This window comes from Candidatus Saccharibacteria bacterium (assembly GCA_016191105.1).
Lineage (GTDB): Bacteria > Patescibacteriota > Saccharimonadia > CAILAD01 > BJGX01 > JACPPH01.
This window is the reverse complement of sequence record JACPPH010000004.1, coordinates 76,771-101,916: the sequence shown is the minus strand read 5'-3', so window position 1 is coordinate 101,916 and position 25,146 is coordinate 76,771. Positions and strand designations below refer to the sequence as shown.

27 protein-coding genes are annotated in these 25,146 nt (G+C 49.0%); 7 read left to right on the top strand and 20 right to left on the bottom strand.

The window, feature by feature from the left end:
• Positions 1-16: 16 nt before the first annotated feature.
• The 3 genes from recA to HYX70_02340 all read right to left on the bottom strand — a co-directional run bounded on the left by recA (position 17) and on the right by HYX70_02340 (position 4,878).
• Complete coding sequence (gene recA, locus HYX70_02350; GenBank protein MBI2798124.1) at positions 17-1,048, bottom strand: recombinase RecA; 1,032 nt, start codon at positions 1,046-1,048, stop codon at positions 17-19.
• A gap of 630 nt (positions 1,049-1,678) precedes the next feature.
• Positions 1,679-2,722, bottom strand: coding sequence for a DUF4115 domain-containing protein (locus tag HYX70_02345; GenBank protein ID MBI2798123.1), 1,044 nt, complete (start codon positions 2,720-2,722; stop codon positions 1,679-1,681).
• Positions 2,719-4,878, bottom strand: a complete 2,160-nt coding sequence (locus tag HYX70_02340; protein MBI2798122.1) for a DNA translocase FtsK 4TM domain-containing protein — start codon at positions 4,876-4,878, stop codon at positions 2,719-2,721. Before HYX70_02340 ends, HYX70_02345 begins: the two co-directional genes overlap by 4 nt.
• Before the next feature lie 277 nt (positions 4,879-5,155).
• Here HYX70_02340 and HYX70_02335 point away from each other — a divergent pair, with 277 nt between their 5' ends.
• Positions 5,156-6,913, top strand: coding sequence for an ABC transporter ATP-binding protein (locus HYX70_02335; GenBank protein MBI2798121.1), 1,758 nt, complete (start codon positions 5,156-5,158; stop codon positions 6,911-6,913).
• Between the two features lie 599 nt (positions 6,914-7,512).
• Entirely contained in the window at positions 7,513-8,070 is a 558-nt protein-coding gene (locus tag HYX70_02330) for a transposase (protein ID MBI2798120.1), read from the top strand.
• Between the two features lie 21 nt (positions 8,071-8,091).
• Here HYX70_02330 and HYX70_02325 read toward each other — a convergent pair whose 3' ends face one another.
• The 4 genes from HYX70_02325 to rpsO form a co-directional block, all read right to left on the bottom strand.
• Positions 8,092-10,170 (bottom strand): ribonuclease J, encoded by a 2,079-nt coding sequence (locus tag HYX70_02325; GenBank protein MBI2798119.1) that lies wholly within the window; start codon positions 10,168-10,170, stop codon positions 8,092-8,094.
• 145 nt (positions 10,171-10,315) lie between these two features.
• Positions 10,316-10,897, bottom strand: a complete 582-nt coding sequence (locus tag HYX70_02320; GenBank protein ID MBI2798118.1) for a uracil-DNA glycosylase — start codon at positions 10,895-10,897, stop codon at positions 10,316-10,318.
• 52 nt (positions 10,898-10,949) lie between these two features.
• Positions 10,950-13,091: a polyribonucleotide nucleotidyltransferase gene (gene pnp / locus HYX70_02315; GenBank protein MBI2798117.1), complete on the bottom strand. Its 2,142-nt coding sequence runs from the start codon at positions 13,089-13,091 to the stop codon at positions 10,950-10,952.
• A gap of 300 nt (positions 13,092-13,391) precedes the next feature.
• Positions 13,392-13,658, bottom strand: a complete 267-nt coding sequence (gene rpsO, locus HYX70_02310; GenBank protein MBI2798116.1) for a 30S ribosomal protein S15 — start codon at positions 13,656-13,658, stop codon at positions 13,392-13,394.
• Between the two features lie 514 nt (positions 13,659-14,172).
• Here rpsO and HYX70_02305 point away from each other — a divergent pair.
• Positions 14,173-14,460 (top strand): GIY-YIG nuclease family protein, encoded by a 288-nt coding sequence (locus tag HYX70_02305; GenBank protein MBI2798115.1) that lies wholly within the window; start codon positions 14,173-14,175, stop codon positions 14,458-14,460.
• A gap of 42 nt (positions 14,461-14,502) precedes the next feature.
• Here the strand turns inward: HYX70_02305 and truB are convergent, their stop codons facing one another.
• From truB to HYX70_02275, 6 genes are all read right to left on the bottom strand, one after another.
• Entirely contained in the window at positions 14,503-15,138 is a 636-nt protein-coding gene (gene truB, locus HYX70_02300) for a tRNA pseudouridine(55) synthase TruB (GenBank protein MBI2798114.1), read from the bottom strand.
• Between the two features lie 19 nt (positions 15,139-15,157).
• Positions 15,158-15,454: a GIY-YIG nuclease family protein gene (locus HYX70_02295; GenBank protein ID MBI2798113.1), complete on the bottom strand. Its 297-nt coding sequence runs from the start codon at positions 15,452-15,454 to the stop codon at positions 15,158-15,160.
• Between the two features lie 127 nt (positions 15,455-15,581).
• Positions 15,582-16,193: a hypothetical protein gene (locus HYX70_02290; protein MBI2798112.1), complete on the bottom strand. Its 612-nt coding sequence runs from the start codon at positions 16,191-16,193 to the stop codon at positions 15,582-15,584.
• A gap of 199 nt (positions 16,194-16,392) precedes the next feature.
• The gene (locus tag HYX70_02285; protein ID MBI2798111.1) at positions 16,393-16,758 is read right to left on the bottom strand and encodes a hypothetical protein; all 366 of its coding nucleotides are present in this window, start codon (positions 16,756-16,758) and stop codon (positions 16,393-16,395) included.
• Between the two features lie 212 nt (positions 16,759-16,970).
• Positions 16,971-17,117 carry a hypothetical protein gene (locus HYX70_02280; protein MBI2798110.1) on the bottom strand — a complete coding sequence of 49 codons (147 nt, stop codon included), beginning with the start codon at positions 17,115-17,117 and terminating at the stop codon, positions 16,971-16,973.
• Between the two features lie 114 nt (positions 17,118-17,231).
• Positions 17,232-17,645, bottom strand: a complete 414-nt coding sequence (locus HYX70_02275) for a hypothetical protein (GenBank protein MBI2798109.1) — start codon at positions 17,643-17,645, stop codon at positions 17,232-17,234.
• Between the two features lie 337 nt (positions 17,646-17,982).
• On the opposite strand from HYX70_02275, the gene HYX70_02270 reads away from it, so the two are divergent.
• Positions 17,983-18,267, top strand: a complete 285-nt coding sequence (locus HYX70_02270) for a hypothetical protein (protein ID MBI2798108.1) — start codon at positions 17,983-17,985, stop codon at positions 18,265-18,267.
• On the opposite strand, the gene HYX70_02265 is transcribed toward HYX70_02270, so the two are convergent.
• Both HYX70_02265 and HYX70_02260 read right to left on the bottom strand, forming a co-directional pair.
• Positions 18,259-19,362 carry a DHH family phosphoesterase gene (locus HYX70_02265; GenBank protein ID MBI2798107.1) on the bottom strand — a complete coding sequence of 368 codons (1,104 nt, stop codon included), beginning with the start codon at positions 19,360-19,362 and terminating at the stop codon, positions 18,259-18,261. The genes HYX70_02270 and HYX70_02265 overlap by 9 nt on opposite strands.
• Positions 19,363-19,466: 104 nt before the next feature.
• A complete protein-coding gene (locus HYX70_02260) occupies positions 19,467-19,886 on the bottom strand; it encodes a helix-turn-helix domain-containing protein (protein ID MBI2798106.1) in 420 nt (139 codons plus the stop codon).
• A 544-nt stretch (positions 19,887-20,430) separates the two neighbouring features.
• On the opposite strand from HYX70_02260, the gene rpsT reads away from it, so the two are divergent.
• The gene (gene rpsT, locus HYX70_02255; protein ID MBI2798105.1) at positions 20,431-20,829 is read left to right on the top strand and encodes a 30S ribosomal protein S20; all 399 of its coding nucleotides are present in this window, start codon (positions 20,431-20,433) and stop codon (positions 20,827-20,829) included.
• A gap of 111 nt (positions 20,830-20,940) precedes the next feature.
• Here the strand turns inward: rpsT and HYX70_02250 are convergent, their stop codons facing one another.
• The 3 genes from HYX70_02250 to holA all read right to left on the bottom strand — a co-directional run bounded on the left by HYX70_02250 (position 20,941) and on the right by holA (position 22,900).
• Positions 20,941-21,192, bottom strand: coding sequence for a hypothetical protein (locus HYX70_02250; protein ID MBI2798104.1), 252 nt, complete (start codon positions 21,190-21,192; stop codon positions 20,941-20,943).
• A 237-nt stretch (positions 21,193-21,429) separates the two neighbouring features.
• Positions 21,430-21,657: a hypothetical protein gene (locus HYX70_02245; protein MBI2798103.1), complete on the bottom strand. Its 228-nt coding sequence runs from the start codon at positions 21,655-21,657 to the stop codon at positions 21,430-21,432.
• Between the two features lie 310 nt (positions 21,658-21,967).
• A complete protein-coding gene (gene holA / locus HYX70_02240; protein MBI2798102.1) occupies positions 21,968-22,900 on the bottom strand; it encodes a DNA polymerase III subunit delta in 933 nt (310 codons plus the stop codon).
• Between the two features lie 146 nt (positions 22,901-23,046).
• Here holA and HYX70_02235 point away from each other — a divergent pair, with 146 nt between their 5' ends.
• Both HYX70_02235 and HYX70_02230 read left to right on the top strand, forming a co-directional pair.
• A complete protein-coding gene (locus HYX70_02235) occupies positions 23,047-23,352 on the top strand; it encodes a hypothetical protein (protein MBI2798101.1) in 306 nt (101 codons plus the stop codon).
• A gap of 9 nt (positions 23,353-23,361) precedes the next feature.
• On the top strand, positions 23,362-23,508 hold the full coding sequence (locus tag HYX70_02230; GenBank protein MBI2798100.1) for a hypothetical protein: 147 nt from the start codon (positions 23,362-23,364) through the stop codon (positions 23,506-23,508).
• A gap of 94 nt (positions 23,509-23,602) precedes the next feature.
• On the opposite strand, the gene HYX70_02225 is transcribed toward HYX70_02230, so the two are convergent.
• Together HYX70_02225 and mutM are read right to left on the bottom strand one after the other, a co-directional pair.
• Entirely contained in the window at positions 23,603-24,193 is a 591-nt protein-coding gene (locus tag HYX70_02225) for an AAA family ATPase (GenBank protein ID MBI2798099.1), read from the bottom strand.
• On the bottom strand, positions 24,166-25,047 hold the full coding sequence (mutM, locus tag HYX70_02220) for a bifunctional DNA-formamidopyrimidine glycosylase/DNA-(apurinic or apyrimidinic site) lyase (protein MBI2798098.1): 882 nt from the start codon (positions 25,045-25,047) through the stop codon (positions 24,166-24,168). The genes HYX70_02225 and mutM overlap by 28 nt, the downstream gene beginning before the upstream one ends.
• Between the last annotated feature and the right edge of the window lie 99 nt (positions 25,048-25,146).

Genomic DNA, 25,146 nt, shown 5'->3' with positions numbered 1-25,146 from the left:
TGGCTAAATACTGGCTCTAAGTTGCTTGAGAGCGGATCTCTTTCTCGAGTTCTTTCATAACTTTGGGATTGTCGCTCAAAAACTGCTTGGCAGCTTCACGGCCCTGGCCAATCTTCTCACCCTTGTAGGCATACCAGGCACCGGCCTTTTCGACTAAGCCGTGTTTGACGGCTAGATCTACCATGTCGCCGGCCTTGCTAATGCCTTGGTTGTACATAATATCAAACTCGGCAATTCTAAATGGCGCAGCAATCTTATTCTTAACAACCTTTACTTTTACATGGTTACCAATAATGTTATCACCATCTTTAATTTGCTCTGTACGACGAATGTCGAGACGCACCGACGAGTAGTACTTAAGAGCATTACCGCCAGCTGTTACCTCTGGATTACCAAACATCACACCAATCTTCATGCGTAGCTGGTTGATGAAGATAACGGTGGTGTTAGATTTGGCGATAACACCAGTAAGTTTGCGCAAAGCTTGGCTCATTAAACGAGCCTGTAAGCCCATGTGGCTGTCGCCCATCTCGCCCTCTATTTCGGCTCGTGGCACTAGGGCTGCGACAGAGTCAACCACTACCACGTCGACAGCACTAGAACGCACTAAGGTCTCACAAATCTCCAAGGCCTGTTCGCCCGTGTCGGGTTGCGATATTAATAAGTCGTCTAGATTAACGCCGATTTTGGCGGCATATTCAGGATCCAAGGCATGTTCGGCATCGATAAAAGCTGCCAAGCCACCCCTGTTTTGAACCTCAGCAACAGAGTGCAAGGCCAACGTGGTTTTACCGCTCGATTCTGGACCATAAATTTCTACAATTCGACCCTGCGGTATGCCTCCCCCCAAGGCAAGGTCTAGTGATAAGCTGCCAGTTGGGATTGTCTCAACCGCAACCTGCATCCCCTCACCCAACTTCATGATTGAGCCTTTGCCAAATTGGCGCTCGATTTGTTCAACAGCCAGATCTACAGCTTTAATTCGAGATTTTCGTTCCGAGCTGCTGACTGAATCTGAGCTACTCCTACTGGCTTTTGGCTTGTCCATAATTTCGGTCTTTCCTTCTTGTTTTACTGGTGTTGCTGTTGGCATTGGCTTTCTCCTTGTTCGTATTATGTTCAATGATAGTGTACCGAACAAGAAACGTACATGTCAACACTTTTTCTCGCAAATTTTTAGTACTCTTATTTAATCAGGTTTGAATGAGGGCGTAAAGCAAAAATATTACACTGTAAATAACATGCCTGCGTCCGCTGGGGTTCCCCAGCGGACGCGGCCTTGCACGTCTAGCCCTCGCAGTAAACCCGAATGCCCTCGGGCCAGTCCATCTGCCACCACGACATCTCGTACTTCGGCCCGGGCAGCGCGAACCTTAGGCCGGTCGGGCTGTCGATTCGAACCCAGACGGGCCCAAACTTAAGCCAGTGGATGAGGTGCTTGATCAGATAGAAGTGCCTATCACAGCTAGCTCGATGTTGGTGATTGGTTCCACAGGTCCCAATCAGTTGGATTAGTTGCTGCTCCGAATAGCCACCAAGTTCCTCAAGATATCTGACCAGTTGGTCTCTCGAGCTACGGACCCGGTCTGATGCAGTGCTGTTGTCCATGGTTCCTCCAGGTTTTCGACGAACAAAGCCTAATTGGTATTTAACCAGCTCAAAACTATACTGTAAAGCACTACTGGCTAAACTGGGTGTCTTTGTTAAATGTTAAATCAATCTTGGCCTCACCATCTCTGCCAAGTTGGCCAAGGTTCTTGCGGGCTACCGATGAGTTGGTGATAACCACACTGGTGGCGCCGCCATTACCGGTAGTAAGAGTTATGCTCTGCTTGGCTTTTATAAGCTGCTGGGAGCCCGGTAGCATGGTGCCGTGAAAAGCATCTTGCCCGTCAGCCTTAGCCACAATCCAGGTGGCTTGCTTATTTACCTTTATAACAATCTGCACCCCGTCGACTGGGTTGGCTGGTAACTGACTCGCGAGATCGGCGTTGGCTGAGTTTGGCAGGCGAGCCACAATATTTTTCGACATAGTGCTGGTTTTACCCAGCTTGTTGCGCGCCATCAGAGTTATGGTGTTATCACCATCCTCAACCGCAATACGTTCCGAGAAGCTACCGTCGGGGCTAATTTGAACCGGCGAGCTATTGATAAATAAATCACTGCCAGCATCGATCTGGCCACTGACAATTATATAGCTGGTGTTAACCGTGCCTGGGATCTGTGAATTTAGGTTAATCTTGGGTGGCGCCGCCAATAGCACAAACTGCCACAATATATAGCCAGCAGCAATAACAAAGGTAGCCACGCCTATCAGTATAGCGATGGCCTTGGGAGTAACTACAACCGCCCCGCTACCAATTGGCTTAAGGTTAAAGCCCGATGACTTTTGCCGGCTATGCGAGTCGGCCGAGGCTTGTTTGTGAGCCACACGTTCATTTGTGTAAAGCTGCATGATCGGCTTAGTATCGAATCCTAAGTAGTCAGCATAGTTTTTAACGTATCCCTTGGCGTAGACATCGTCGGGTAGTTTGTCGTAATCACCGGCTTCAATTTGACCCAGGTAAATCTCGCGAACATTTATGGCTTTTTCGACGTCTTTTAAGCTATAGCCCAGCTCATTGCGGCGTTTTTGCAGTAGCTCCGGCAAAGCCACATGTAATGAAATCTTGGCCGGCGAGTCGGTGCCTTTCGCCGATTCTTTAAGCTGTTCATCGCTCACTTAGGCTGTTCCTCGCCTCCGCCCAAGCTTCCGCCCATAAGATCAGAAATATCTGAAACCAAAACTTCGCGTGGCCTAGCGCCATCGGGTGGACCAACAACACCCCGTTCTTCAAGTAAGTCTATTAGCCGAGCGGCACGGGCATACCCTACCCTCAGGCGTCGCTGCAATAAGCTAGCGCTGGCCTTGCTATTCTGTATCACCACCTCTGCGGCCTGCTCAAACATGTCATCATCGGCACTCTCTAGGCTGCCAGGGCTACCCGGCATCTTTACAGCTTGAGCAGTCACCTCTTCGTTGTATTCAGCAGCTCGCTGTTCGCGTAAGAATTTGGCTAGATTCTCAGTTTCTTTATTGGCTATATAGACGCCTTGAATACGCTTAGGCTTAGTGAGTTCGGCATTCACAAACAACATGTCACCATTGCCAATCAGCTTCTCGGCTCCAGCTTGGTCTAGAATGGTGCGTGAGTCTATCTGGCTGGCGGTGCGCAAAGCAATTCGGCTTGGTATGTTGGCCTTAATTATACCCGTAATCACATTGACATCCGGGCGCTGGGTGGCCAGCACCAAGTGCATACCAGCCGCCCGGCCCATCTGAGCCAAGCGCACAATCAAACCCTCAACCTCTTTGGCAGCCACCATCATTAGGTCGGCCAACTCATCAATTAAAATTACAATGAATGGCATGGCATCTTCACGATTACTAGAGTTGTATTCAGAGATGTTCTTGTTGGCGGTTTCTGAGAATAATTTATAACGGCGCTCCATCTCGGCAACCGCCCACTTGAGTGAGCTGATAGTTTTATCGGGCTCAGTTATTACCGGTGTTAATAAGTGCGGGATATCGTTGTAAGGGGTCATCTCGACGCGCTTAGGGTCGACCAATATGAGCTTAAGCTCACTCGGACTATTGCGATACAGCAGGCTGGCAATTAGCGCACTTATGGTAACGCTCTTACCGGCGCCGGTAGCACCAGCTATCAGCAAGTGTGGCATCTTGTTGAGATCGGCCACCACAATCTCGCCCGATACATCACGACCCAACACAAAATCCAGTCTGGACTTGTATTGATCCATATCTTTGCTAGCCAAAATGTCGCGCAGGCGCACCATGGCCACCTTCTTGTTTGGAACCTCTATGCCGACCAAGCTCTTGCCTGGAATTGGTGCCTCAATGCGGATTGGGTGCTGAGCTAGGGCTAGGGCTAGGTCTCGGTCTAGGGTAGTAATCTTGTTCAACTTAACACCGGTTGGTGGCTTAAGACTGTATTGAGCAACCGTGGGGCCAATATTTACATCGGCCATCGATACATCGATACCAAAGTGAGCCAAGGTGTCTTGTATAAGCTTGGCATTGGCCTTAACGTCGCCGGCGTCGGCCTTGCTACCACCCTCTTCTAGTAAATCCAAGCTTGGGTATTTCCAGTCTTTGTCAAGCGCACCAGTTAAGGCCTCCTCTTTCTCTTTGGGCTGGTCTTGGTCTTCGTTGCCAATCGTGCCCTTTATGGGTAGTTTGGTATTAATTTGGAATTTTGGTTCGGTTTCTTCGTTGCCATCTTCGCCATCCTTGCGACGCAAGCCAAATAGCGACAAAGTCTTGATAATTATGTCCTTGAGTCGGGCATTAGCGGCAATCACAATGCTGATAGTTAATAATGCGCTGAGGATAAAGATCGCCACCCACTGGTTTAGCACTGGTGACATTAGCGCGTACAAACCATAGCCCACCAAGCCACCCTGGTTGGCCAAAACAGTTATGTCCGGACTGTTCGATTTAAATATAAAGGCAAATATGCTACTCAAAAACACATAAAACGCCATTTGACCCAATATGTTATAGCCCCTGAGCTGATACTTTTCGGGCAAGAACAGCACCCAGGCCGTCAATAATAATGTGAGCGGCAAGACATAGGCACTTAAGCCAATCACCACCTTAATAGCTCCCAGAATCCAAGCGCCTGCAGTGGCCGCCAAACCAAAGCTGGCCAGCAGTAAAAAGACTGCCAAAGCAATCAAAATAATGGCAACTATCTCGCGTACTATCGAGCGCTTAAGCTCAGCTTGAGCTTCAGCCTTTTCTTGCTGCTCTTTTTTGTTAAGCTTTTTGCCTTTTTGGAGCTTAGCTGGTTTCTTTTTGTGCTTCTTTCGCACCATAGCGCTATTATACCCTCCTGGTCGCTGACGTAACAGATACTAACCTGATTAAAATACTCAATTACTTGAGCATGATGTATATTATACCACACTTGGCTAAATAATGCTAGTGGTTTTAGGCCCTATGGTTCGAATGAAATGAGAACTTTGGCTTGTTGTAGTTGTTGGCACTAGCCTCGAACAACAAAACTGTACTTGTTGCTGTCTATTATAGCACAACCAAAACATAAAAAATAGCCTTGTCAAATATTAGTTTTCCAGATACAATAAACCTCTTATGAAAAACATCCGAAAAGGACTGAAGCTAATCCCTTATTTACGGCGCTACATGGCAGTGCTGATTACTTTAAGTGTTATTGCATCTATTCTCAACGCTCTGCGTCCACAGGTTCTTAAGTTAATAATAAATCGAGTTGCTGGCCTATCTGGTCTTGCGCCGAATGTCTCCACCCTCCAGGCATTAATATTTTTAGGCATTTTACTGATATTAATAAGTGTTTTTTCTAGTTTCTTCGAGACTGTCCAATGGAGAGTAAACGAAGGATTGTACTATCGGCTCGAGAAAATACTTGGTAGACAGGTTTTTCAAAAACTGTCATCTCTTTCACTAGACTTTTTTGAGCAGGAAAAGAGCGGGGCACTTTCTAACAAGATAATCTCCGGTGTTAACGGTATTATCAGTTGGATTGGGAACTTTAGCTGGGGTTTATTGGGAGGAGTTAGCCAAACCGTTATCAATCTCTTGTTTATCTTTTTCGTCTCACCGCCGATTGTGGGTGTAATGCTACTAGCCATTTCGGCTCAAACACTACTCTTTATCCGTAATGCAAAGAAAACCAGACACCTGCAAAAGGCCGGTAGAAAAGCCGAGGAAGAAGCCAGTGGGATTTTGTTAGAGACTTTTTCTCAATTCGGCGTAATTAAATCTTTTAATGCGGCCGGATCGCAGTACCAAAAATATGAGCGAGAACTCACTAGGGCTGAGGGTAAATATAAGACGTATCTAACAATATGGGCTCGCCACATATTCTTTAGAGACATCATATTCAATGTTGGCATGAGTATTAGTATTATTATTGTCGGTTTTGGCGCCTTGCACAAAGCCTATAGCCCGGGCGATGTAGCTCTAGTGGCACTATATCTTCTTCAGCTAAGTGGTGTTGCCCTAAGTGTTGGTCGGTTCTTCGACAACAATGTCCGTATTGAGGTAAATGTGAGTCGACTAATGGATATATTTGAAACCAAGCCAACCCTAGAAGACAAAGCCAATGCCAAAGACCTAGAGAGCCTAGATTCCATCGAGTTCAAAAATGTTAGTTTCGACTACAAAAAGGGCAAGAAGGGTGCCGTTAAGAATCTAAACTTCTCTATTGCTCCTGGAAAAACTGTAGCCTTAGTCGGCCCATCGGGCGTTGGTAAGAGTACGATTACCAAATTGCTGCTTCGGTTCTATGAACCTACCTCTGGCCAGATAGAAATAAATGGTGGCAATATTGATAGCTTTACCCAAGAATCAATCCGAAAACATATGGGCATGGTCATGCAAGACGTAACCCTATTCAACACATCGCTGAAAGATAATCTGGCAATTGGTAACCCACACGCAAAGAAAGAAGCTATTTATACAGCGGCTGAACAAGCCCATGCCAAAGAATTTATATCTGAATTACCAAGTGGCTACGACACGCTAGTCGGCGAACGCGGCATAAAGCTTAGTGGTGGACAGAAGCAGCGAGTGGCCATTGCCAGGGCTATACTTAAAGACCCACAGCTAGTAATCCTAGACGAGGCTACCAGTGCATTGGATAGCGAAAGTGAGCGACTAGTTCAAGATGGTCTTAAAAAGCTTATGAGGGGTCGGATGGCGCTCATAATCGCCCACCGCCTGAGTACTGTGCGGCACGCCGATGAGATTTTGGTGCTCGAGAAGGGCAAAATAGAAGAGCGTGGTACCCATGAAGAACTCATGAAAAATGATGGCTTGTACAAAAAGCTATTCGATATGCAGTCGGCCACGGGTAAAATCGAGCTCTAAAACGCAAAGGGCAGCTCGTCGTTGAGCTGCCCAAGCGATCGTCATTGATCGCCTTTTTTGCTTTTTGAGGTTGGTGTTGGTGTGAGGGTTTGTGTCACTCGACGTTGGGGTACCTGCGAGCGTCGAGCTCAGACAGGAGCGCCTCTTCTTCGTCGGCAGTTGTAATGCCGTACGGTGACCTACGCCCGTCGGGGCTGTGAAGTCGGGACAGTCGCCCCTCGATCTTGTCGGTACTCAGACTGGCAACCCTGTCGTGTTCGCGGCGGCTTCCGCTGGTGTTTCTCCAGTTAACCTCCATGGGATCGTCCTTTCGTTTCGCTTTTGTCGCTATCTCGTCAGTGCTAACTCCCTTCTATCAACCTGCAAGCTACGGCACGAAGGCTAGATTTTGGCCTTCCTGTCAATTGGAACTTACCATAACTAATATGGCTTGTCAAGCCGCGCCGGCTAATTATTGGCTAGAGAACACCTATTATTCTCAACCAAAACTATCATGCTTGTATTCTAAGGGTCGTACCCTTAGAATGAGCGTCATGCCTGGTAGGAATATTTACAAACAATACGCTCCTCAGAGTTTTTACCACGTCTATAATCGTGGGGTGAATCGTCAAGTCATTTTCAATGATGATAGAGATTATGCTGTGTTTGTGGGGCTTCTAAAGCGCTATTTGAGCAGTACCCCAGCAAAAAATTCGGCTGGCGTACAATACCCCACATACTTTGGCACCGTAGAGCTTTTGGCATTTTGCTTGATGCCTAATCATTTTCATCTCCTTCTGTATCAACAGACCGTTGATGCCATGAAGTTATTAATGAAAAGCGTTGGTGTGGCCTATGGTATGTATTTCAACGATCGCTATAAACGGATTGGGCCAGTTTTTCAACAACGTTACCGGGCTTCTAGAATTAGCTCGGACAGTTATTTGCTCCACATATCGCGCTATATTCATCTTAATCCCAACGACTACCAGCACTGGCAGTGGTCAAGCTTGTCATATTATACCGGTCTATGTAGCTCAGATTGGTTACTTCCCCATCGGATCTTAAACCTTTTCGAGAACCAAGACTATCTCGAGTTCGTGGATGAATACAAGCCGACACGAGATGAGCTCGATAAGATTAAGCACGAACTGGCCATTGACCCAGGCGAGGTTTAATCTAAGGGTACGACCCTTAGATTAAACCTCTATCACCACTGGTAATACAATCGGGTTGCGCTTGGTTACCTTATAGAGATAGTTGCTGACTTCGTCGCGAATACGAGTTTTGATAATTGGTGAGCTAGGCGGCACATTGCCTTGTCGACCCGCGAAGATATTTTTAACGATCTGGCGGGCACCGTTAACTAGCTCTTCGTTATCTTTCATGTAGATGAAGCCGCGGCTAATAATATCGGGGCTGGTGAGCAGTTTGCCGGTTTTGCGTTGCACCGTGGCAATCACCGTAAACACGCCTTCTTCGGACATGGCTATACGGTCCTTGAGTACAATCTCTTGAACGTCGCCAATACCTGCGCCATCGATCAGCACGTCTGGCACGGGTATCTTAGCTCCCAACTTAACGGTACCCTTTTCGGCCACTAGAGTTTGGCCGTTCTCGATTACAAAAATCTTGTCTTCTGATACCACTTTGCTGCGAATACAGATCTGTTTGTTGTGCACCAAGTGGTGCAACTCACCGTGAATTGGCAGATAGTATTTAGGTCGAATCAGCTTAATCATCTGCTCCACCTCTTCGTAGTAGGCGTGGCCAGAAATATGCATAATATCTAGATCGTCAAAGCGACGCAGATCGTTGCTGTATACATACGGCCCCCAACGCAAAATGTTATCGATCATGCCCCAAATTGGTTTTTCGTTGCCTGGAATAATCGACGAACTCAAGACCACGACATCGTTTTTGCGAATCTTAATGTCTTTGACCTCACCTCGACCCATGCGGTTTAGCACTGCAAACTCCTCACCCTGCGAGCCGGTAGCCAAGATCGCTACCTGTCCATCTTGATATTTGTTGACGTCTTGGGAACGAATTATGGTGTTGGCCGGGATCTTAATGTAGCCCATCTTTACAGCTAGCTCGACATTGCTGAGCATGCTGCGACCAGTAATCACCATCTTGCGCTTAGCTCGGGCAACAGCATCTATAATCATTTGCATACGGCTAATCTGTGATGAAAACGACGATATAATCACCCGCTTGTTGTAATTGCGGGCAAAGATCTCATCGAGGGTCTCGGTAATTTCTTGCTCACGTGGGCTTCGACCCATGGTTTCACAGCTGGTGGAGTCGCACATCAATAGTAATATACCTTCATCGCCAATCTGCTTGAGCCTGGCTAGATCAGTTGGCTTGCCGTCGTATGGATCGGGGTCGAACCGCCAGTCACCAGTGTTAAAGATGGTGCCGGCCGGGGTGCGGATCACAAGGGCGCAGGCATCGGGAATGGAGTGATTAACTCGCACAAATTCAATACTAAAGACACCAGCTTGGATCTTCTGGCCGTTATCTTGATCGACAATATGCATCTCGGGCTTAAATGGCAGCTTATACTCCTCTAGTTGGCGCTCAATAAACTTTACAGTGAATTTGGCACCATAAATTGGCGCCGGCATCTTGGGCAACATAAATGGAATGCCGCCTATGTGGTCTAAGTGAGCATGGGTAATAAAGTGCCCACGGATCTTGTGCTTGCGCTCCTCGAGGTAGCTAATATCAGGAATAATGTAATCAATTCCAGGTAGTTCGGGGCCGGGGAACATAAAGCCTAGATCCATTACAATCATGTCATTTTCGTACTCTAAGGCCATAACGTTCTTGCCGATTTGGCCCAAACCACCCAAAGGAATGATTTTGAGCTTACCGGCATCGGCCCTAGATAGCCCCACCGCCTTGGCTGCGGTCTTGCTTTGATCGAGTTTGTTAAAAGTACCGGTCATGTACTCACTAGGACGTTTGTCGAAACGCCGGCGTTGACCACCACCGCCGCCAGAGCGTGGTTTACCACCACCATTGGGTCGGTTGCCATTTGGCTTGCCGCCATCGTTTGGTCGGTTGTCGTTTTGGGTCTTACCGCCGCGAGGGTGGTTGCTTGGTTTGCTCGAATTGTTCGACCTGTTCTGGGCGGGTTTAGTGTTATTATTTTGTGTTCGTTTGTTTGGTGAGCTGGCAGACGCTGTTGGCTTCTTAGCCTTAGCTTGTGTAGCGGCTCCCAAATCTTGAGCCGTCAACGGACGGCTTTTTAGTTTGTCTTCTTTCATAGTTATAAGCTTTTTAAAGCTCCTTTCTATCTGTTGCTCAACATGTCAGTGAGCATGTTTAATTGTTTAGAGTATGACTTTATTGTCATCTTGACCGGGGTCGAATGTTTACTAATTCGGCTTCGCTCAGGATGACACTTTTATGTCAGCTTTGTTGTTCAACTTTGCGTAAGATCGCTGGAATGCGGCCAAAATCTTCTTGCAAAATAGCGCGCATGGAACCGTTATAGAGTGCGGCCGCAGGGTGATAAAGCGGCAAGAACACCCGCCCAGAACGCTTAACTGGCTGGCCATGAGCTTGGCTTATCCGCAGCTCCGGAAAAAATACGTTCATAGAGTGGCGGCCCAGAAACACGATTAGTTTGGGGTCGATGACTTTAATTTGAGCTAGTAGGTACGGCAGGCAAGCTTGGATTTCTTCGCGGGAGGGATCGCGGTTGTTGGGTGGTCGGAACTTTACAATGTTGGTTATAAATACGTCTTGCCGGCTGCGATCAATTGTTTCGAGCATGCTCTCTAGAAACTTACCGCTGGCCCCCACGAATGGCCGGCTCTGCTTGTCTTCTTCGGCGCCTGGCGCCTCGCCCACAAACATAATCTCGGCAGCTGGGTTACCCTCACCCGGCACCGGGTTAAGACAAGACTTGGCGATCTCAAGCTCAAGGCTGCGATCCAAGATCGGTTTGGCAATTTCGTCTAATTTGGCCTGTTTTTCAGCTTTGGTCATACGAGTTGCCCCAGTGACGCCCGCAGCAGTCTGCGAACACGAACTTGGGCAGCTATTTTTTAGCAGCCTTTATAGACAGGTTGAGTCGTCCTTGAGAATCTATTTCGAGTAACTTAACTGTTACTTTATCACCCTCTTTGAGCTCCTTGTGAATGTCCTCAACTCGCTCGTCACGGATTTGAGAAATGTGCACCATGCCCTCTTTGCCGGGCAAGATCTCTACAAAAGCGCCGAAATCTAAGACCTTAACTACAGTGCCGTCGTAAACCTTGCCAATCTCGGGCTCCACCACGATCGATTCAATCCATTCGGTAGCGGCCTTGGCAGCTTTTTGGTCGGTACTGGCAATCATTACTAGACCAGAGTCTTCGATGTCGATCTCCACACCGGTTTCGGCAATAATCTTTTGAATAGTCTCACCGCCTTTGCCAATCACCTCGCGAATTTTATCTGGGCTAATCTGCAGTTTGGTAATGCGTGGCGCATATTGGCTGGTTTCGGCTCGGGGCTCAGCAATTACCTCAAGCATCTTCGATAGTATGTGAGCTCGGCCCTGGCTGGCCTGCTTGAGGGCAGCGCTCATGATTTCTAGAGTAATGCCCTTTACTTTAATGTCCATCTGTAGCGCCGTAATGCCAGCATCGGTGCCAGCTACCTTAAAGTCCATGTCACCAGCAAAGTCTTCGGCGTCTTGAAGGTCGCTCAAGATTACATACTTTTTAGGATTGTCGTGATCAATCATTAGGCCCATGGCTATGCCGCTAACCGGTTTACTGATTGGCACACCAGCATCCATGAGGCTCATGGTGCTGCCACAAACACTAGCCATCGAGGTTGAGCCAGCGCTACTAAGCATTTCTGAAACCACTCGAATGGTATAGGGAAAATCTTCGACTACTGGAATAACTGGCAGCAAAGCTCGTTCAGCCAGGTAGCCGTGGCCAACCTCGCGGCGCCCTGTTGAGCGCATGGGTCTAGCCTCGCCAGTGCTAAACGGCGGAAAGTTGTAGTGGTGTATGTAGCGTTTTTCGCGATCTTCTTCCATGGTGTCGATTAGCTGTGCAGCCGAGGTCGACCCAAGTGTGGTTAGGGTTAAGGCTTGGGTGGTGCCACGAGTAAACACGGCACTTCCATGGGTGCGTGGCAGTAGGCCAACTTGCCCGCTGATTGGTCGGATCTCAGTGGTCTTACGGTTATCGGGTCGCTTGCCCTCTTCTAAGATCGAGCGACGAATCTCGCGATCAATAATCTTTTCGAATGCAGCCAATACATCTGGGTGACCAAAGCGTTCTTTGCTATCTGGCTTGAGCTCATCGGAGAGCGTGCCAAATTCGTTTAAGACTTCGGCTTCGAGCGTCTGCAAGGCTTCGTGGCGCATTTGCTTATTTTCGTTGCGAATGGTCTCGCCCAGGCGGTCTTTTAGAAATTCTGCGATTTTGGTCTGGGCTTCTTCGCTCGGGGTAAAGAGCTGGTATTCACGTGGTTCAACCTTGAGTTTTTCCACCAGCTCTTGCTGAGCCTTAATCACCGGCTGCCAGGTTTTAACGGCTAGCTCCAGGGCTTCGACCAGAGTCTTTTCGCTCACCTCGTTGGCACTGGCCTCTACCATCATCACGGCATCTTTGGTGCCAGCAACTGTCAGGTTTAGCTTGCTAGCTTCTTGCTCGGTGGTAGTTGGGTTGGCCACCAGCTTATCATCGATTAAACCAATCCGAGCTGCACCCACCGGACCATCAAAAGGTGCGCCGGTTAGCATTAGTGCTGTACTGGCAGCAATTATAGCAATAACATCTGGTTCGTGCTCGAGATCAGCACTCAAGACCGTTACCACAACTTGCACGTCGTTACGGTAACCTTTGGGAAAGAGTGGGCGCAATGGTCGATCAATTAGTCGTGAGGTCAGCACCGCCTGATCGCTCGGTCGGCCTTCGCGCTTCATGAATCGACTGCCGCTGATTTTACCGCTGGCGTAGAGCCGCTCCTCGTAATCGATTAATAGCGGAAAGAAGTCGGTGTCAGCTTTGACCTCGGGTGCTACCACAGCTGTGGCCAACACCACGGTGTCGCCATATGCAACCCGAACTTCGCCATCGGCCCGAAAAGCCATGTCGCCTGTAGTCATTTTTAGTTTTTTGCCGGCAAACTCGGTTTCGAGTTCTACCTGTTTACCCCCAAATGGATGAATTATATCCATGTATCTCCTAATATACTCTGCGCTGGTTTTGTTAAGTTAGTGCTAGAAGCAATTGATCAGTATCGTTTTTTAGGCGATGATCACTTAATCCTATCACTAACCGGCAGAGTAAATGTGTTACTTAATGTACGCTTACAATATAGCACAAAATTGCTAAATTGGAAGGCCTGCAATCCTTAAGACGAGGAATATTTGTACAAGATTCAAGGCGCAATTGAGTAGTGCAGCAAAGCGTAGTAAGCCTACGTGTAGCGAGCAACGGAAATTGCAACGCTGAAGCTTGTCAAATAAACTCGTCGACTAGCGGCGAAGTTTCAGTTTTTTGATGAGCTTTGAGTATCGATCAGGACTCTTCTTTTGCAAGTAATCCAGCAGGCGTCGGCGTTTGCTTACCATAGCTAGCAATCCGCGCCTGGAGTGATTATCTTTTTTGTGGGTCTTAAGATGGCTGGTTAGCTCGTTGATCTTGGTGGTAAAAAGAGCAATCTGAACCTCGGCCGAACCAGTGTCTTTGCCGTGGGTTGAGTAGTCTTTTATGAGCTTTTTCTTGGTGGTTTGAGCTATCATAGACTTTAAATATTAGCAGATTTCAGGTAATTAATCAAGCCCCCAAAGGTATTAGCCTTCTTGCCGACATTCGAACAGCTGGACACAGCATGCTAAGCACGAAACGCTGCAAGCGAGGACTGTCTGAGTCGCCAGCTGGCGGACGAGTTCCGCAGCTTCAGCTTGCGAGCGAGCAAGCAGCCACCAGGTGTGAGCCCATGTCGGAGGCTTTGCTTCTTTGGGTCTCAAAGAAGTGCCGGCTGCTTAAAGCCATAGGTTTGAAGGGTTTTTACCCTTCGGGCAACTATCTTTTGTCTTGGCAAAAGATAGCAAAACCGTTTGGCCTGTGCTTACGATCTAGCAGTACTTAGCCAGTCGCAACTTCCTGTTGCTGTGCGGTTCGCTAGCCAGCGAATTCTCGCAATCAGGAGCGTTGCTTGGCGGCTTCGCTTGCTGATCGTAGCAACGGCCGTTGAACAACACCCTCTACCCGTCATTCCCGCTTATAGGCGGGAATCCAGTATAATATCTGCTCATGAAAGTTGGGTATGTTTATATATTGGCAAGTGATCGCAATGGAACTCTATATATTGGTGTTACCAGTAATCTGGCTAAACGAGTTTACGAGCATAAAAATCACTTAGTAGCTGGGTTCACCAAAAAGTACAACGTTACTAAGCTCGTTTGGTTCGCTCAATATGACGATATCAACGAGGCAATTGTCAGAGAGAACCAGATGAAGAAGTGGAATCGATCTTGGAAGATTCGCAAAATAGAATCTTCTAATCCCGAATGGAATGACTTGTACCAAGAAATTGTTTAGATTCCCGCCTACGCGGGAATGACTAGGAGGTAGATGGAAAAATTAATCTAAGATAATAGCATTTTTCAGGTCATATTTGCCAATTTTGGTACGAATAATCTCGGTGCAATAGGCCCCGGTTCCAAGCTGCATCCCAATAGTTTCACCTAATACCCGTATATATGTACCACTACTAACCTCGGCACGTAGTTTTAGCTGTGGATAGGTGTAATCGAGCAATTCTAAGCTGTAAATGGTTATCTCACGAGCTTCTAAATCCGGTTTTTGGCCCTTGGCGGCCAATTTATAGGCCCGCTGGCCGTTTACTTTGATAGCGCTATAAATAGGCGGAACCTGCTTAAGCTCGCCCTGCAGGCCCTGTAAAACGTTCAAAATGGCCTTTTCGGTTGGTTTATCGCTCGAGATAGCTGTTTTCTCGCCTTCCTTATCTCCTGTTGTGCTAGATTGGCCCAACCTGATAGTGAATTCATAAGTTTTATCGAGTTTAAGAAAGCTATCTGACTTTTTGGTGTACTCCTTACCCACTAGTACTATCAGCAGGCCTTCGGCCTCCGGGTCGAGGGTGCCGGCATGGCCAACCCGTTTGACACCACTAATTCGACGCACTTGGGCAACCATACTAAAACTACTCCGCCCGCGCGGTTTGTTTATGAGTAGAATGCCTTCTTTTATTTGCATAGTTCTTGTCATCCTGAATTTATTTCAGGATCTTCTCATACAAGTCCTTCATATTGGGATTACTTTTCTTTATTTGGCTTAGCTTCCAGTCTCTATGCCAATTTTTTATTTGCTTCTCCCTTTTAATTGCATTTTCGGGATCGTCAAGCACTTCAAAGTATACAAGTTTATCTACATTGTATTTATCAGAGTACCCCTCAACGAGATGATTTTTGTGTTCATTAACTCGTCTGACTAAATCACTAGTTACACCAGTATACAAAACTTGATTTGTCTTATTAGTCAGCAGGTATACGTAATATTGTTTGCTCATAATTTTGAGATTCTGCAACAAGTTCAGAATGACTTATGGATTCAGCTCTTAAACCAATCATAACTGATTAGCTTGAGAGCTGTGAGCATCCGCCTGAGGCGGATGCTCGGCTCTTTGCATTGCTTGTCGACTAGGTGGTCAGGTTCGGATGGGTGGTCTTCGAAAACTCCCGGCCGATCGGACCCTCGCCGAAGTCCTCGTAGTCGTCGGGCTTCGAGGCCCTGGTGAACCTGTCGCTGGGATCGGGGGCATCGTCCTTGCCGCGTGCGCGGGTCTCGTCGATGTAGTTCTGCCCCTTGCGATCCAACAGCATGACGATGAAGTTGCGGATGGCACGGGCCACCATCAGATCTTCGTCCTCGCGGAAGCCGCTGACGCCGACGCAGATTCCATAGTCGGTGTCGATGATCGCGCCGCCCCAAGGGAAGATGCCGTCCACGCCGTTGAGCATGCCTTGCCAGGTTCGAACAGCCTCGTGGCTGTCCTTGCCGGTGGCGAAGCAGGCTTCGCACTTGCCCTTGGCGTTGGCGATGTACCACTCGGCGTCGTGCTTGCCCTCGGGGTGGTCGAAGCCGAACCGGTGATCGACGGCGTTCTCGAAGTCGCCGTTGGGGTCGTCGGCCTCGAGCCATACGCCCCAGGAGTTGGTCTTGATGATGCCAGCATCCATCCACGCGCTCACGGTGGCGGTGGTGAAGTCCTCGATCATCTTGCGGGCCTCTTCGGAGAGGTGTGTTGTCATGACGGTTTCCTTTCGTAGTCTGTTTCCGTCGGTTGCTTGCCACGAACCTCGTGGCCAGGTATTGCAAAAACAAAGAGCGATTTGCTCGAACTAAAGCGTTCCAGCTCCTGAATCCTGAATTCCGCTGGATAGCGGATCAGAACTCGGGAGCTGGGCCGAACTAGTCGGCCCGTTGCTCCTTGCTTGTTGGGGTTGGGCTTCAGGCAGGCTGCCGCTTGCTCACCCCGGAGGGTGGCCTCATGTCCCCCGTGAAGTTGTCGTAGAGGAAGCCGTACGTCCATGGCCGTGCCTTCACGTTCTCGCCGTCCTGCTCGGTCCTCTCGAAGACGACGAGCTCTCCAACCCGGGGGCACCGCAACAACGACGCATCTGGGCTCTGGTCATCGCCGAACGGCTCACCGAAGACAGCGTCGTCATCGATGATCTTGATCATCGTTCCATCACCGAGATGGAACAGGATCTCCTCGTCGGTCAGCATGAGCCTGTCGTCGTAGACGCCGAGAACACCGGAATCGCTCCCGGGATAGAACGCCACGACGACGCCTCTCTCGTGTTTCACTTCCATGAGTCACTCCAATCGATTGAACTTGTAGCATACTGCTACAAGTTACGGATACTGCAAGGAACTTTTGCTAGAGTAACACTCCAGCTCCTGAATCCTGAATTCCGTTGGACAGCGGATCAGAACTCGGGAGCTGGCCCGAGCACCGCGTTCCGCCGGCTGGCGGAGAACGGTTCTCGGGAGCTCCTTGCTTCGTTGTTGCCTGCGTTGGGGGTTCAGCTGCTGATCTCTTCGGGCTCCACGAGATCCTCCGCCGGCACATGGCCGATGAGGATGTCGTCGAACCAGACGTTGCGGGTGGCGTAGGTCAGGTTGAGCTCGGAGTAGACCCCCAGCTTGATGATCTGCGCATTCTTATCCATGATTATCTCCAATCGTTTGCAGTTCCTTACGGGCAAGCTAACGAGAATATCTAAATAGTCAGCCTGGTGGTGGCAGGGGCCCCGAAGGGCCCCCACATTCCACCACAACGATGATCATGCTGCTGGTTGGCCAGCATCGTCGCCGGCGACGATGCGGCGCAGCACCCGCTCGGTGCAGATCCAGGGCGCCGCCTTGACGATGCACCCCACGGTGAACAGGAACTGGTCGAAGGTGTCGAGATGATCCTCGGGATCCTTCTCGAACGCGTAGAAGAACCCGTAGTTGCTGCTGTTGTACAGCCTCTCCGGGTTGGACGACGGTACCAAACCCAGGTAGTGGGTGTAGTAGACGACCACCTTGGTCTCGTCGACGAGGGTGATCTGAACCGTGAAGTTCGCACCCGCATCATGTGTGAGGCCGACGAACATCTCGAGCGCCTCGGCTAGATCGAGTGCGCGCTGATCGATCGGTTCTCCGGCCAACCCGTCGGCATCACCCAGATCGCTGACAGCATAGTTGATACCCATGATTGCCTCCTAAGGGCGAAGTTGTGGTGGGCTGACTATTTAGATTTCAAAATTTCTCATCAGATTGCCCGCAAGAATGCAGGCAATAGCAAGGAGCGTTCAACAATTCGCTTTCGCTGACTAGCGAACAGCGAAGATTGAATCTGTAGAGTATACTATAAAGTTAGGCTCTTGTCAAGCGCTATCTGGTCTGCCCCCCGTGTCTGGCATTCGAACAGCTGGACGTAGCTTTGCGCAGCTCGAAGTGCTGCAAGCGAGGACTGTTTGATCCGCGTGCCAGCGGAGAGTTCCGCAGAACCCGAAGTTAAATCTATCTGAATACTACTTGATTGAGCCCATGCCAGAAGCTTTGGCAACTTTCCGCTACAAAGAAGTCCGGTGCGGACAGCGCAAGATTCAAAGGGTTTTACCCTTCGGGCAACTATCTTTTGAAAGACCAAAAGATAGCAAAAGTCTTTGGCCTGTGCTTACGATAAAGCAGCGCTCTACAGCAAAATACTTTCCTGTTGCTGTGCGGTTTGGTAGACACCAAATTCTCGCAACAAGAGTGTATTTTGTTATCTTGCTTGCTGATCGCCGCAACGGCCGGGAGAATGTCGGATTGGAGAACAGATTAAGCTAAGGGGCTGATAGCTATTGGGGCGTTGTGCTCATCGACCTGAGGATTAGCTGAACCATTTTGTTGTTCTTGCACCTTGGCAGGTTCAGGTTTTTGTTCAACCGAAGTCGTCTTGGCCTCACCTGATGGCTGGGCAGCTGGCACTTCTGGCGCGGCTTCAGTTTTGGGTTGCTTTAACGGCTTGTCGCTTGGAATGTCCTTAGTCTCTGGCTGTGGATCGGCATGCGGATTGGCGAATGGCTTAGTCTCGCCCTTGGCATTCATATCTGTTGGCTTAGCCTCTTGTACAGACTTGTTGCTACCTGATTTGTCGTTGTTATCGCGATTATCACTGCGGGCTTTACCACCCTTTAACACGCGCACCACCTCTTGTTGTTTACCACCAGCGGCTACCATTTGAGCCGCCATGGTCATAGCTTTGGCAGTGGTCGAAGGTGCTGTAAAATTACTGGTTGCGCTCATAATGCCGGCCAAAATAGCAGTAGCCACGTATTCGTCAACCATACCTTGGCCTAGTGATTCGAACACCGAAATAAGCATTTCGGCAGTCGAGCTAGCAGCCGTATCTACCAGGTTCACACTACCGTAGTTCTCGTTAATGCGATGATAGTCGATGTTTAACAGATGCAAACCGTCGAATATGGTTGGGTTTTGTTCCAAAATCTTATCGAGCTTGTTGATTTGCGGAACACCCATAGCAATTACTAGGTCGAACTGAAAACTACCATAGTCAAAAGTGGCGTCCTTGGCACTAAAATTGCCGTTGTGAGGCGTAATTATAATATCTAGGCTATCGTCGCTAACCTGGTATTTAAGCTTTTCTACCTCGGTTTTACCCATACGCAGCTTAATGATAAAGTCGCGAATACCAGTTAGATCTCGACTGATAATGTCGGTGTGGAATAGCTCGGCACTCTTGGGGAGTTGATCAGAGATAATCACCTCGGCTTGTTTGCCCAGGCGGGTTAAAACAGTCTGCATGGCCACCACCGAGCTTAACTGGTCGGTATTGGGCTCACGACCCGTAACCAACAATATGTTGTTGGCCTGGCGGATTAGCTCTGTAACCTGTTGTTTGGGAGTTAATTCGTTTTGCATAATGATTTGGTTGGAACTGATTTAACGGTTCTAATTTAGACAATGTGCAATTATACCAAACGTAAGTACTTTTGTCAAGCTCTTTGGTGACTCTTGTGCCTGCCTTAGGACTTCTGGAGTTCTGCTATCAGCCGTTCAATCTCAGCCTGGTTAAGACTCTGGATGATTTGTCTCTTTAGGTGCTCTAGATCCGTTGGGGTAGACAACTTTTCAAGTTGTGGCTGTAGCTTCTCTAGTTCGTCAATCTTATTCTGTAAATCTGTTTTGACATCTTCGAGGTACTGTTTGATTGCACTTGGTGGTGCGGCTACAAATACCGTGCGCTTGCTCTTTTCGCTCTGCGTCACAAGGCCCATACCCATAAGTTCTTCAATGATTACATAGGTGGTGGCCCGATTTACATCTGCTGCTTTGGCAATGTTTTGGGCACTGTTTGGCCCCAAAGATAGAGATGCAATGTAAACTCTAGCCTGTTTGTCGGTTAGGCTGATGTTTTGTAGTTGAGCTGCAAGCTCTAGATTCATGGTTTTATTATAAGCCAGAGTGTCAAAAATTTTCAACAAAAATGGGTAGCCCCCGGCCTTACGGCCGGGGGCGTAGTCCCGTTCGAGAGCTGGGGTGCGGCACTCGAGTTCGTCGTGATAAGCACTCAACGCAGGCGATGGTTGAGCGCTCGATGGATGCGGTCAGGGCGTTCACCGCAGCGGCTATGCCCGTTGGTATTACTGTCTTGCGACTTCAGTAGGCGCTGGCCTAGAAGCCGATCTCCTGTGCGGAAGAGATGACAGCAGTGGTGGATCCACGATTGCGAGTCATGGATCACCTCCTTGTTGGCCGTCTGATATGCGGACCCCTCTATCCCTGGGTCATCTCCCGATCCACGGAAGCAAAGAGGGCAGGCAGTTGTGTGGTTCGACTTTTGCCGGTGGTTTGGAGGAGTTCAACTGAGCGCTAGCCCCACCTCTCCCCGCCAGCACTAGACGCACAAAAGCTTAGTAGCATTCTATACTTGCACTTGCCACTACGCGGTTCTTTACAGATGGGCCTTAATGCGGTATACTGAGCGCTATGCCTATTATCAAATCAGCAATCAAACGTGACCGCCAAGCCAAAAAGCGCAACCAGCGCAATGTGGCGGTTAAGGTTGCGGTAAAGAAGAAATTCAAGGTCGTGCGCACCGAAATCTTGAGCGGTAGCCCTAAAGACAGCAAAGCTCTGATTGCTGCCATTGCCGAGGTAGACCGAGCCGTTAAGAAGGGCGTGCTCCATAAGGGCACAGCTGCCCGCCGTAAGTCTCGCCTAACTAAGGCTTACAATGCCGCTGCTGCCAAGCCCTTCGGCACCGAATCCGCTGGACAGCGGACAGGCAAGCCTGGCGCCAAAAAAGCAACCGCTAAGAAACCGGCAGCTAAAACAACTGCCAAAAAAGCCCCGGCTAAGAAGCCAGCCGCTAAACCAAACAAGTAAATTACTCAAAAACCACTCGAGTAAGCATGAGTGGTTTTTGATTATAAATGAGAGTGGGTCCGAGAGGACCACACCCTCAGACCCGCTTATGTCCGCCAACGAAGAGATGCGTTACGCCGCCTTTGGCTGTTTCCGCTTCTTCTGCCGGGGATACTTGAAGGCCTTGGCCAGGTCAATGGCCTCCTGCTCCCGGAGTGGCTTGTCGTTGACCATGGTCTCGGAGTCTGGCGGAATGAACACGCTGCACACTTCCCCGCTCACCAGCGAGGTAATGCGTGCCCATGGCCTGCCGCTCTTTAGCACAGTCAGGGTCGAAACCCCGAAGCCCTCTTCTTGCTTTCGTTCGATTGCGAATGTTGCCATGCCGTCACCTCTGCTTTCTCTAAAAGCAGCTTTCCCGCTTGCCAGTAATCCCTACGCAACCTCCTTTTGTTTTGGGTTCGGTGATGGCCCACCCTCCTAAAGGTTGGCCACCAATTTCAAATTAATTGTAGCATACGAAAATGCTCGCTAGATTCAAAAGCCTAAAAATTTTTACTAAAAATAGAAGAAGCCCGAGGGAAAGCTCCTTCCTTCGGGCTTAAATGCCACTGTGGCGGCTCAGCCGTAAAACTGATTGACGTTGGTCTCAACCATATGCTTGGCGCGCAACAGAGCAAACGCACCGGTCAACTTCTCACCTGGCGGCAGTAGGGGCCCGCCAGTAGCACTGATTGGATAACAGCCGGTGCCGTTGTAGTTCTCTTCGACACGACCCACGCCAGGTTTGGTGTGCAACCACATCCCGGCCTTATCGATCCTTTCGGTGCGCCATCCAAACAAAATCATGATTCCGCCTCCTGAGCTTGTCTTGCTTGCTGAACTGCCAGCTTGGCTCGATCTAGCGCCCCCTCAGACGTGTCGAACTCGAGCCAGAGATCGTCGCACCTGCCACCAGGGACACAGGCGTTCGTGCCATTGTGCATCTCGATGACTGTCCACCCATCCCCTTCCTCACCGAGGAAATGAAGCTGGTAGCCCTTGGTCGTCGGATCCTCATATTTGGTACGCCATTCACTCACCGCTCTCACCTCCTTAAAGGTTGTGACACGTGAATATTACCAGCTAATCATACCTGCAAAATCAAAAATTACAAGCTTTAGGGTTGTTCGGCTAAGCTAAGCTCAACCAGCAGCTGTTCGAGCGCCAGGGCCGATGGTTTGGCGCCGGTTTTAATGGCAAAATCTGCCGACACAATCTGGGCGTAGGCCGTTCGCAGGTCAGTCATTTCGAGCTCTCGAGCTTGGCCAACGGCTTTGTTGGCCGCAAATGGTGCTATGCCAAAGTCGCGCGCCCAAGCCAACTCGCCGCCTTGGTTGTCTTTGGCGATCACCAAGTTTCGATATTGCCAGTTCAGCATTGCCAAAACTTGCTGATCGGCCACACCATCTAGGCTCAAGCGCTTGTACAATTCTAGTGCTCTGGCGGTTTTGTGCTGAGCCACGGCATCTATGAGTTGAAAAATTGTTTGTTCATGATTCGGCACTACCAACTCATCGATCGACCCGGGAGTGATTTTGCTGTTATAACTAGCCAGTTTTTGGAGCTCTTGGTGCAGCTGCCATTGATCATGCCCGACCCGCTCAATTAGCAAACTAGCTGTGCGCGCATCGAGTTCGGCACCTAGTTTTTTGGCGGTAAGCCGGGCCCAAGTTTGCAGTTCTCCAGGTGTAATGGCCGTAAATTCTTTGGCCTGCGGCAATTTAGATAACGCTTTAAAAGCTCGCGAACGCTTGTCGGGTTTGGAGTCGCCAATCACCAAAATGGTCGGCTCCACCGCAGCCTCCACCACGTCTTGAAACTTTTCGAGCAATGTAGGGTTTGCAGAAAAATTGTATGCAATCACCAATCGACTAGTTGCAAACATGGGCATAACACCCAGCGAATCCAATAGGTCTTCGGCCTTGGCCTCTGCCATATCCAAGCGTTCTAACTCCAGCTCACCACCAGCTTTTTTGCTGTATCGGGCTCGAATGGCCTCAATCTGCTGGCGCATGGCAAAACTGTTGTCACCATAAAAGTAGAAAATCATAGCCTTAATTATAGCTTAAAACGCGCGCCTTGACATACTATAGCTCTTATGGTACTATGTTCAGGTTCGCTGGTCCTTTGGGCAACCGCCCAGAGCGACCTTCGACAACCAAATGACAACCATTCCACGACCCTGGAGGTCAACCCATGGATGATTTGGATCCCCTGCGGGATTTCCGCAGCGGAGGACCAGAGCTCGACGACGCCACCAGCCAGAGGATTCGCGCACGAATCCTCGACACGATGGACACAGATGAAGTTGGCAATCGCATTATCTGGTGCTACGGCCTTCTCGTTCTCTCTGTCGCTTCGATCGTGCTCGGTGCCTACGTGGCACTCGATCAGCAGTTCGAGGTACGTGACCGTGTGATGGGCCTGATTGTGGCGCTCTTGGCCGCAGTCGCCGTCCCGTTCATCGCTGCTGTCAACCCTCACCGCAACTACCACAAGTGAGGTGATTCGATGAACCCCGTTCGTGCGATTCGCCGGAGGCTGAATGAGAGCGATGAGTACATAATCATCATCGTCTCCACGTTCGGCCTCGCCCTCTCCGGCGCCCTGCTTCTCGAGTTCGTCATCAAACTCGCGAAGAAGCGGGTCACCGGATAGTCAACATACCGGCACCATAAGATACGCACTTCCATAGTGCGTCGCCGGGGGTGTTTCGACGAAGGTTGTCGTTCTCCCAAAGATCTAAAATAATTTAGGTTTTTGGGAGATTAAAATCAAATTTAATAAACTTATCTAGAGCTTTAGTTGGGTCGGTATTTTCAATAATCAAGCTCTTTTTGTTGTATTGGTTTGCGCAGTCCAAAAACACATCTTTGCTGGTGCTGATCAAAGCTTTTAGTAGGCTCAGTTTTTGCTTTTCTGTAGCCCCGGCCGGGAACAGAGCCCTGTCTTTACTTGGATCGAGTTCTATTCGCTCCAATATAGCGCTGGCAGGTGCTTCTACCAACACCAGAGCATCAACCGAGCTAAGCCAGTCGCCCCAAACCGGATAAAACTTACCGTGTTTAAGGTTCATGTAGTGTGCGTCGATTATTAGGTTTCGGTGTTTTTTTGATTGCTCCTGAACCAGCTTTCCAAACGCGGCGGTAGTTACTGAGTGATCCATAGCCCTAAGCTTGTCGTAATCACCAGGTATGCCCAAGGCCTCCATGAGTTCGGTGGCGCCTTTAAAAGGTATGAACTCTTGTTTTTGCTTTACTATTCTCGACACTAACGTAGATTTACCACTGCCGTTGGCGCCACCGAAGTAATACCTCACCTTTTCCTCGGCAATTTCTGGCATTTGGGGCAAATGTGCGTGCCGCGGCCAGCCACACGAATTTTTACAATCTTGCCCCCACATTCCGGGCATTCTTGCCCATCTCTTCTGAAAACCTTGGCGAATTTAAGGTAACTACCCTTTTTTCCTTGAGCATCGACATAATTGCGATCGCTACTGCCACCTAAGCGAATGCTTAAGTTCATGACTTCGCGAATGGCATTGTAGAGCCGCTTTAACTTTATGCTGCTAACATCTTTCACCAGGGTGGCTGGGTGAATTCGGGCTGCAAATAGGCTCTCATCGGCATAAATATTACCCACCCCGGCCAGAACTGTCTGATCTAAAATGGCAGCTTTTATGCTGGTTTTTTGCCTTCTTTGTATTGCAGCCTTAAACTGTTCAAATGTGTAGCTATCCTCGAGTGGTTCTGGGCCAAGTTTGCTCAAAAACTCGTCACTAACTAGATCGGCGGTCTTTTTTAGTTTAATCCAGCCAAATTTACGCTGGTCGTTAAAAAACAACTTGCCGCGGTTTAGCGTAAAAGTTACTCGGGTAGATTTATCTGGTAATTTACTTATTAGGCTATCTGACGGATGCCCACCACCAAAGCCCTCACCCTCTTTGGGCCGATACACCATCTGGCCGGTCATTTTGAGATGCACCATGAGTGTGTAGCCTGTGTTTAAATCGAGCAATAACACCTTGGCGCGGCGCTTTACAGATGTAATTTCAGCTTTTATTACGAATTTATCAACTTGGTTTTTGTCGTTTGGGAAGCTTTTAAGCCAATCAAAAGCCACCGCTTGGATGGTCTGGCCCACCAAGAACTGCTGTAATCCTGTTCGAACTGTTTCGACCTCTGGTAGCTCTGGCATAGCAACATTATACCTGAAATGGGCTTTACTTTTAGCTGTACAACGAACCAGTCAAGACTATTGACTTTATATAGCTTTTATTATAATATCTTGCTACAC

Bases quoted from the DNA above. Each gene is read 5' to 3' on its own strand.
- recA (MBI2798124.1), bottom strand. From the start codon at position 1,048: ATGGACAAGCCAAAAGCCAGTAGGAGTAGCTCAGATTCAGTCAGCAGC.
- HYX70_02340 (MBI2798122.1), bottom strand. From the start codon at position 4,878: ATGGTGCGAAAGAAGCACAAAAAGAAACCAGCTAAGCTCCAAAAAGGC.
- HYX70_02335 (MBI2798121.1), top strand. From the start codon at position 5,156: ATGAAAAACATCCGAAAAGGACTGAAGCTAATCCCTTATTTACGGCGC.
- HYX70_02325 (MBI2798119.1), bottom strand. From the start codon at position 10,170: ATGAAAGAAGACAAACTAAAAAGCCGTCCGTTGACGGCTCAAGATTTG.
- HYX70_02320 (MBI2798118.1), bottom strand. From the start codon at position 10,897: ATGACCAAAGCTGAAAAACAGGCCAAATTAGACGAAATTGCCAAACCG.
- pnp (MBI2798117.1), bottom strand. From the start codon at position 13,091: ATGGATATAATTCATCCATTTGGGGGTAAACAGGTAGAACTCGAAACC.
- rpsO (MBI2798116.1), bottom strand. From the start codon at position 13,658: ATGATAGCTCAAACCACCAAGAAAAAGCTCATAAAAGACTACTCAACC.
- HYX70_02305 (MBI2798115.1), top strand. From the start codon at position 14,173: ATGAAAGTTGGGTATGTTTATATATTGGCAAGTGATCGCAATGGAACT.
- truB (MBI2798114.1), bottom strand. From the start codon at position 15,138: ATGCAAATAAAAGAAGGCATTCTACTCATAAACAAACCGCGCGGGCGG.
- HYX70_02290 (MBI2798112.1), bottom strand. From the start codon at position 16,193: ATGACAACACACCTCTCCGAAGAGGCCCGCAAGATGATCGAGGACTTC.
- HYX70_02285 (MBI2798111.1), bottom strand. From the start codon at position 16,758: ATGGAAGTGAAACACGAGAGAGGCGTCGTCGTGGCGTTCTATCCCGGG.
- HYX70_02280 (MBI2798110.1), bottom strand. From the start codon at position 17,117: ATGGATAAGAATGCGCAGATCATCAAGCTGGGGGTCTACTCCGAGCTC.
- HYX70_02275 (MBI2798109.1), bottom strand. From the start codon at position 17,645: ATGGGTATCAACTATGCTGTCAGCGATCTGGGTGATGCCGACGGGTTG.
- HYX70_02270 (MBI2798108.1), top strand. From the start codon at position 17,983: ATGCCAGAAGCTTTGGCAACTTTCCGCTACAAAGAAGTCCGGTGCGGA.
- HYX70_02265 (MBI2798107.1), bottom strand. From the start codon at position 19,362: ATGCAAAACGAATTAACTCCCAAACAACAGGTTACAGAGCTAATCCGC.
- HYX70_02260 (MBI2798106.1), bottom strand. From the start codon at position 19,886: ATGAATCTAGAGCTTGCAGCTCAACTACAAAACATCAGCCTAACCGAC.
- rpsT (MBI2798105.1), top strand. From the start codon at position 20,431: ATGCCTATTATCAAATCAGCAATCAAACGTGACCGCCAAGCCAAAAAG.
- HYX70_02250 (MBI2798104.1), bottom strand. From the start codon at position 21,192: ATGGCAACATTCGCAATCGAACGAAAGCAAGAAGAGGGCTTCGGGGTT.
- HYX70_02245 (MBI2798103.1), bottom strand. From the start codon at position 21,657: ATGATTTTGTTTGGATGGCGCACCGAAAGGATCGATAAGGCCGGGATG.
- holA (MBI2798102.1), bottom strand. From the start codon at position 22,900: ATGATTTTCTACTTTTATGGTGACAACAGTTTTGCCATGCGCCAGCAG.
- HYX70_02235 (MBI2798101.1), top strand. From the start codon at position 23,047: ATGGATGATTTGGATCCCCTGCGGGATTTCCGCAGCGGAGGACCAGAG.
- HYX70_02230 (MBI2798100.1), top strand. From the start codon at position 23,362: ATGAACCCCGTTCGTGCGATTCGCCGGAGGCTGAATGAGAGCGATGAG.
- HYX70_02225 (MBI2798099.1), bottom strand. From the start codon at position 24,193: ATGCCAGAAATTGCCGAGGAAAAGGTGAGGTATTACTTCGGTGGCGCC.
- mutM (MBI2798098.1), bottom strand. From the start codon at position 25,047: ATGCCAGAGCTACCAGAGGTCGAAACAGTTCGAACAGGATTACAGCAG.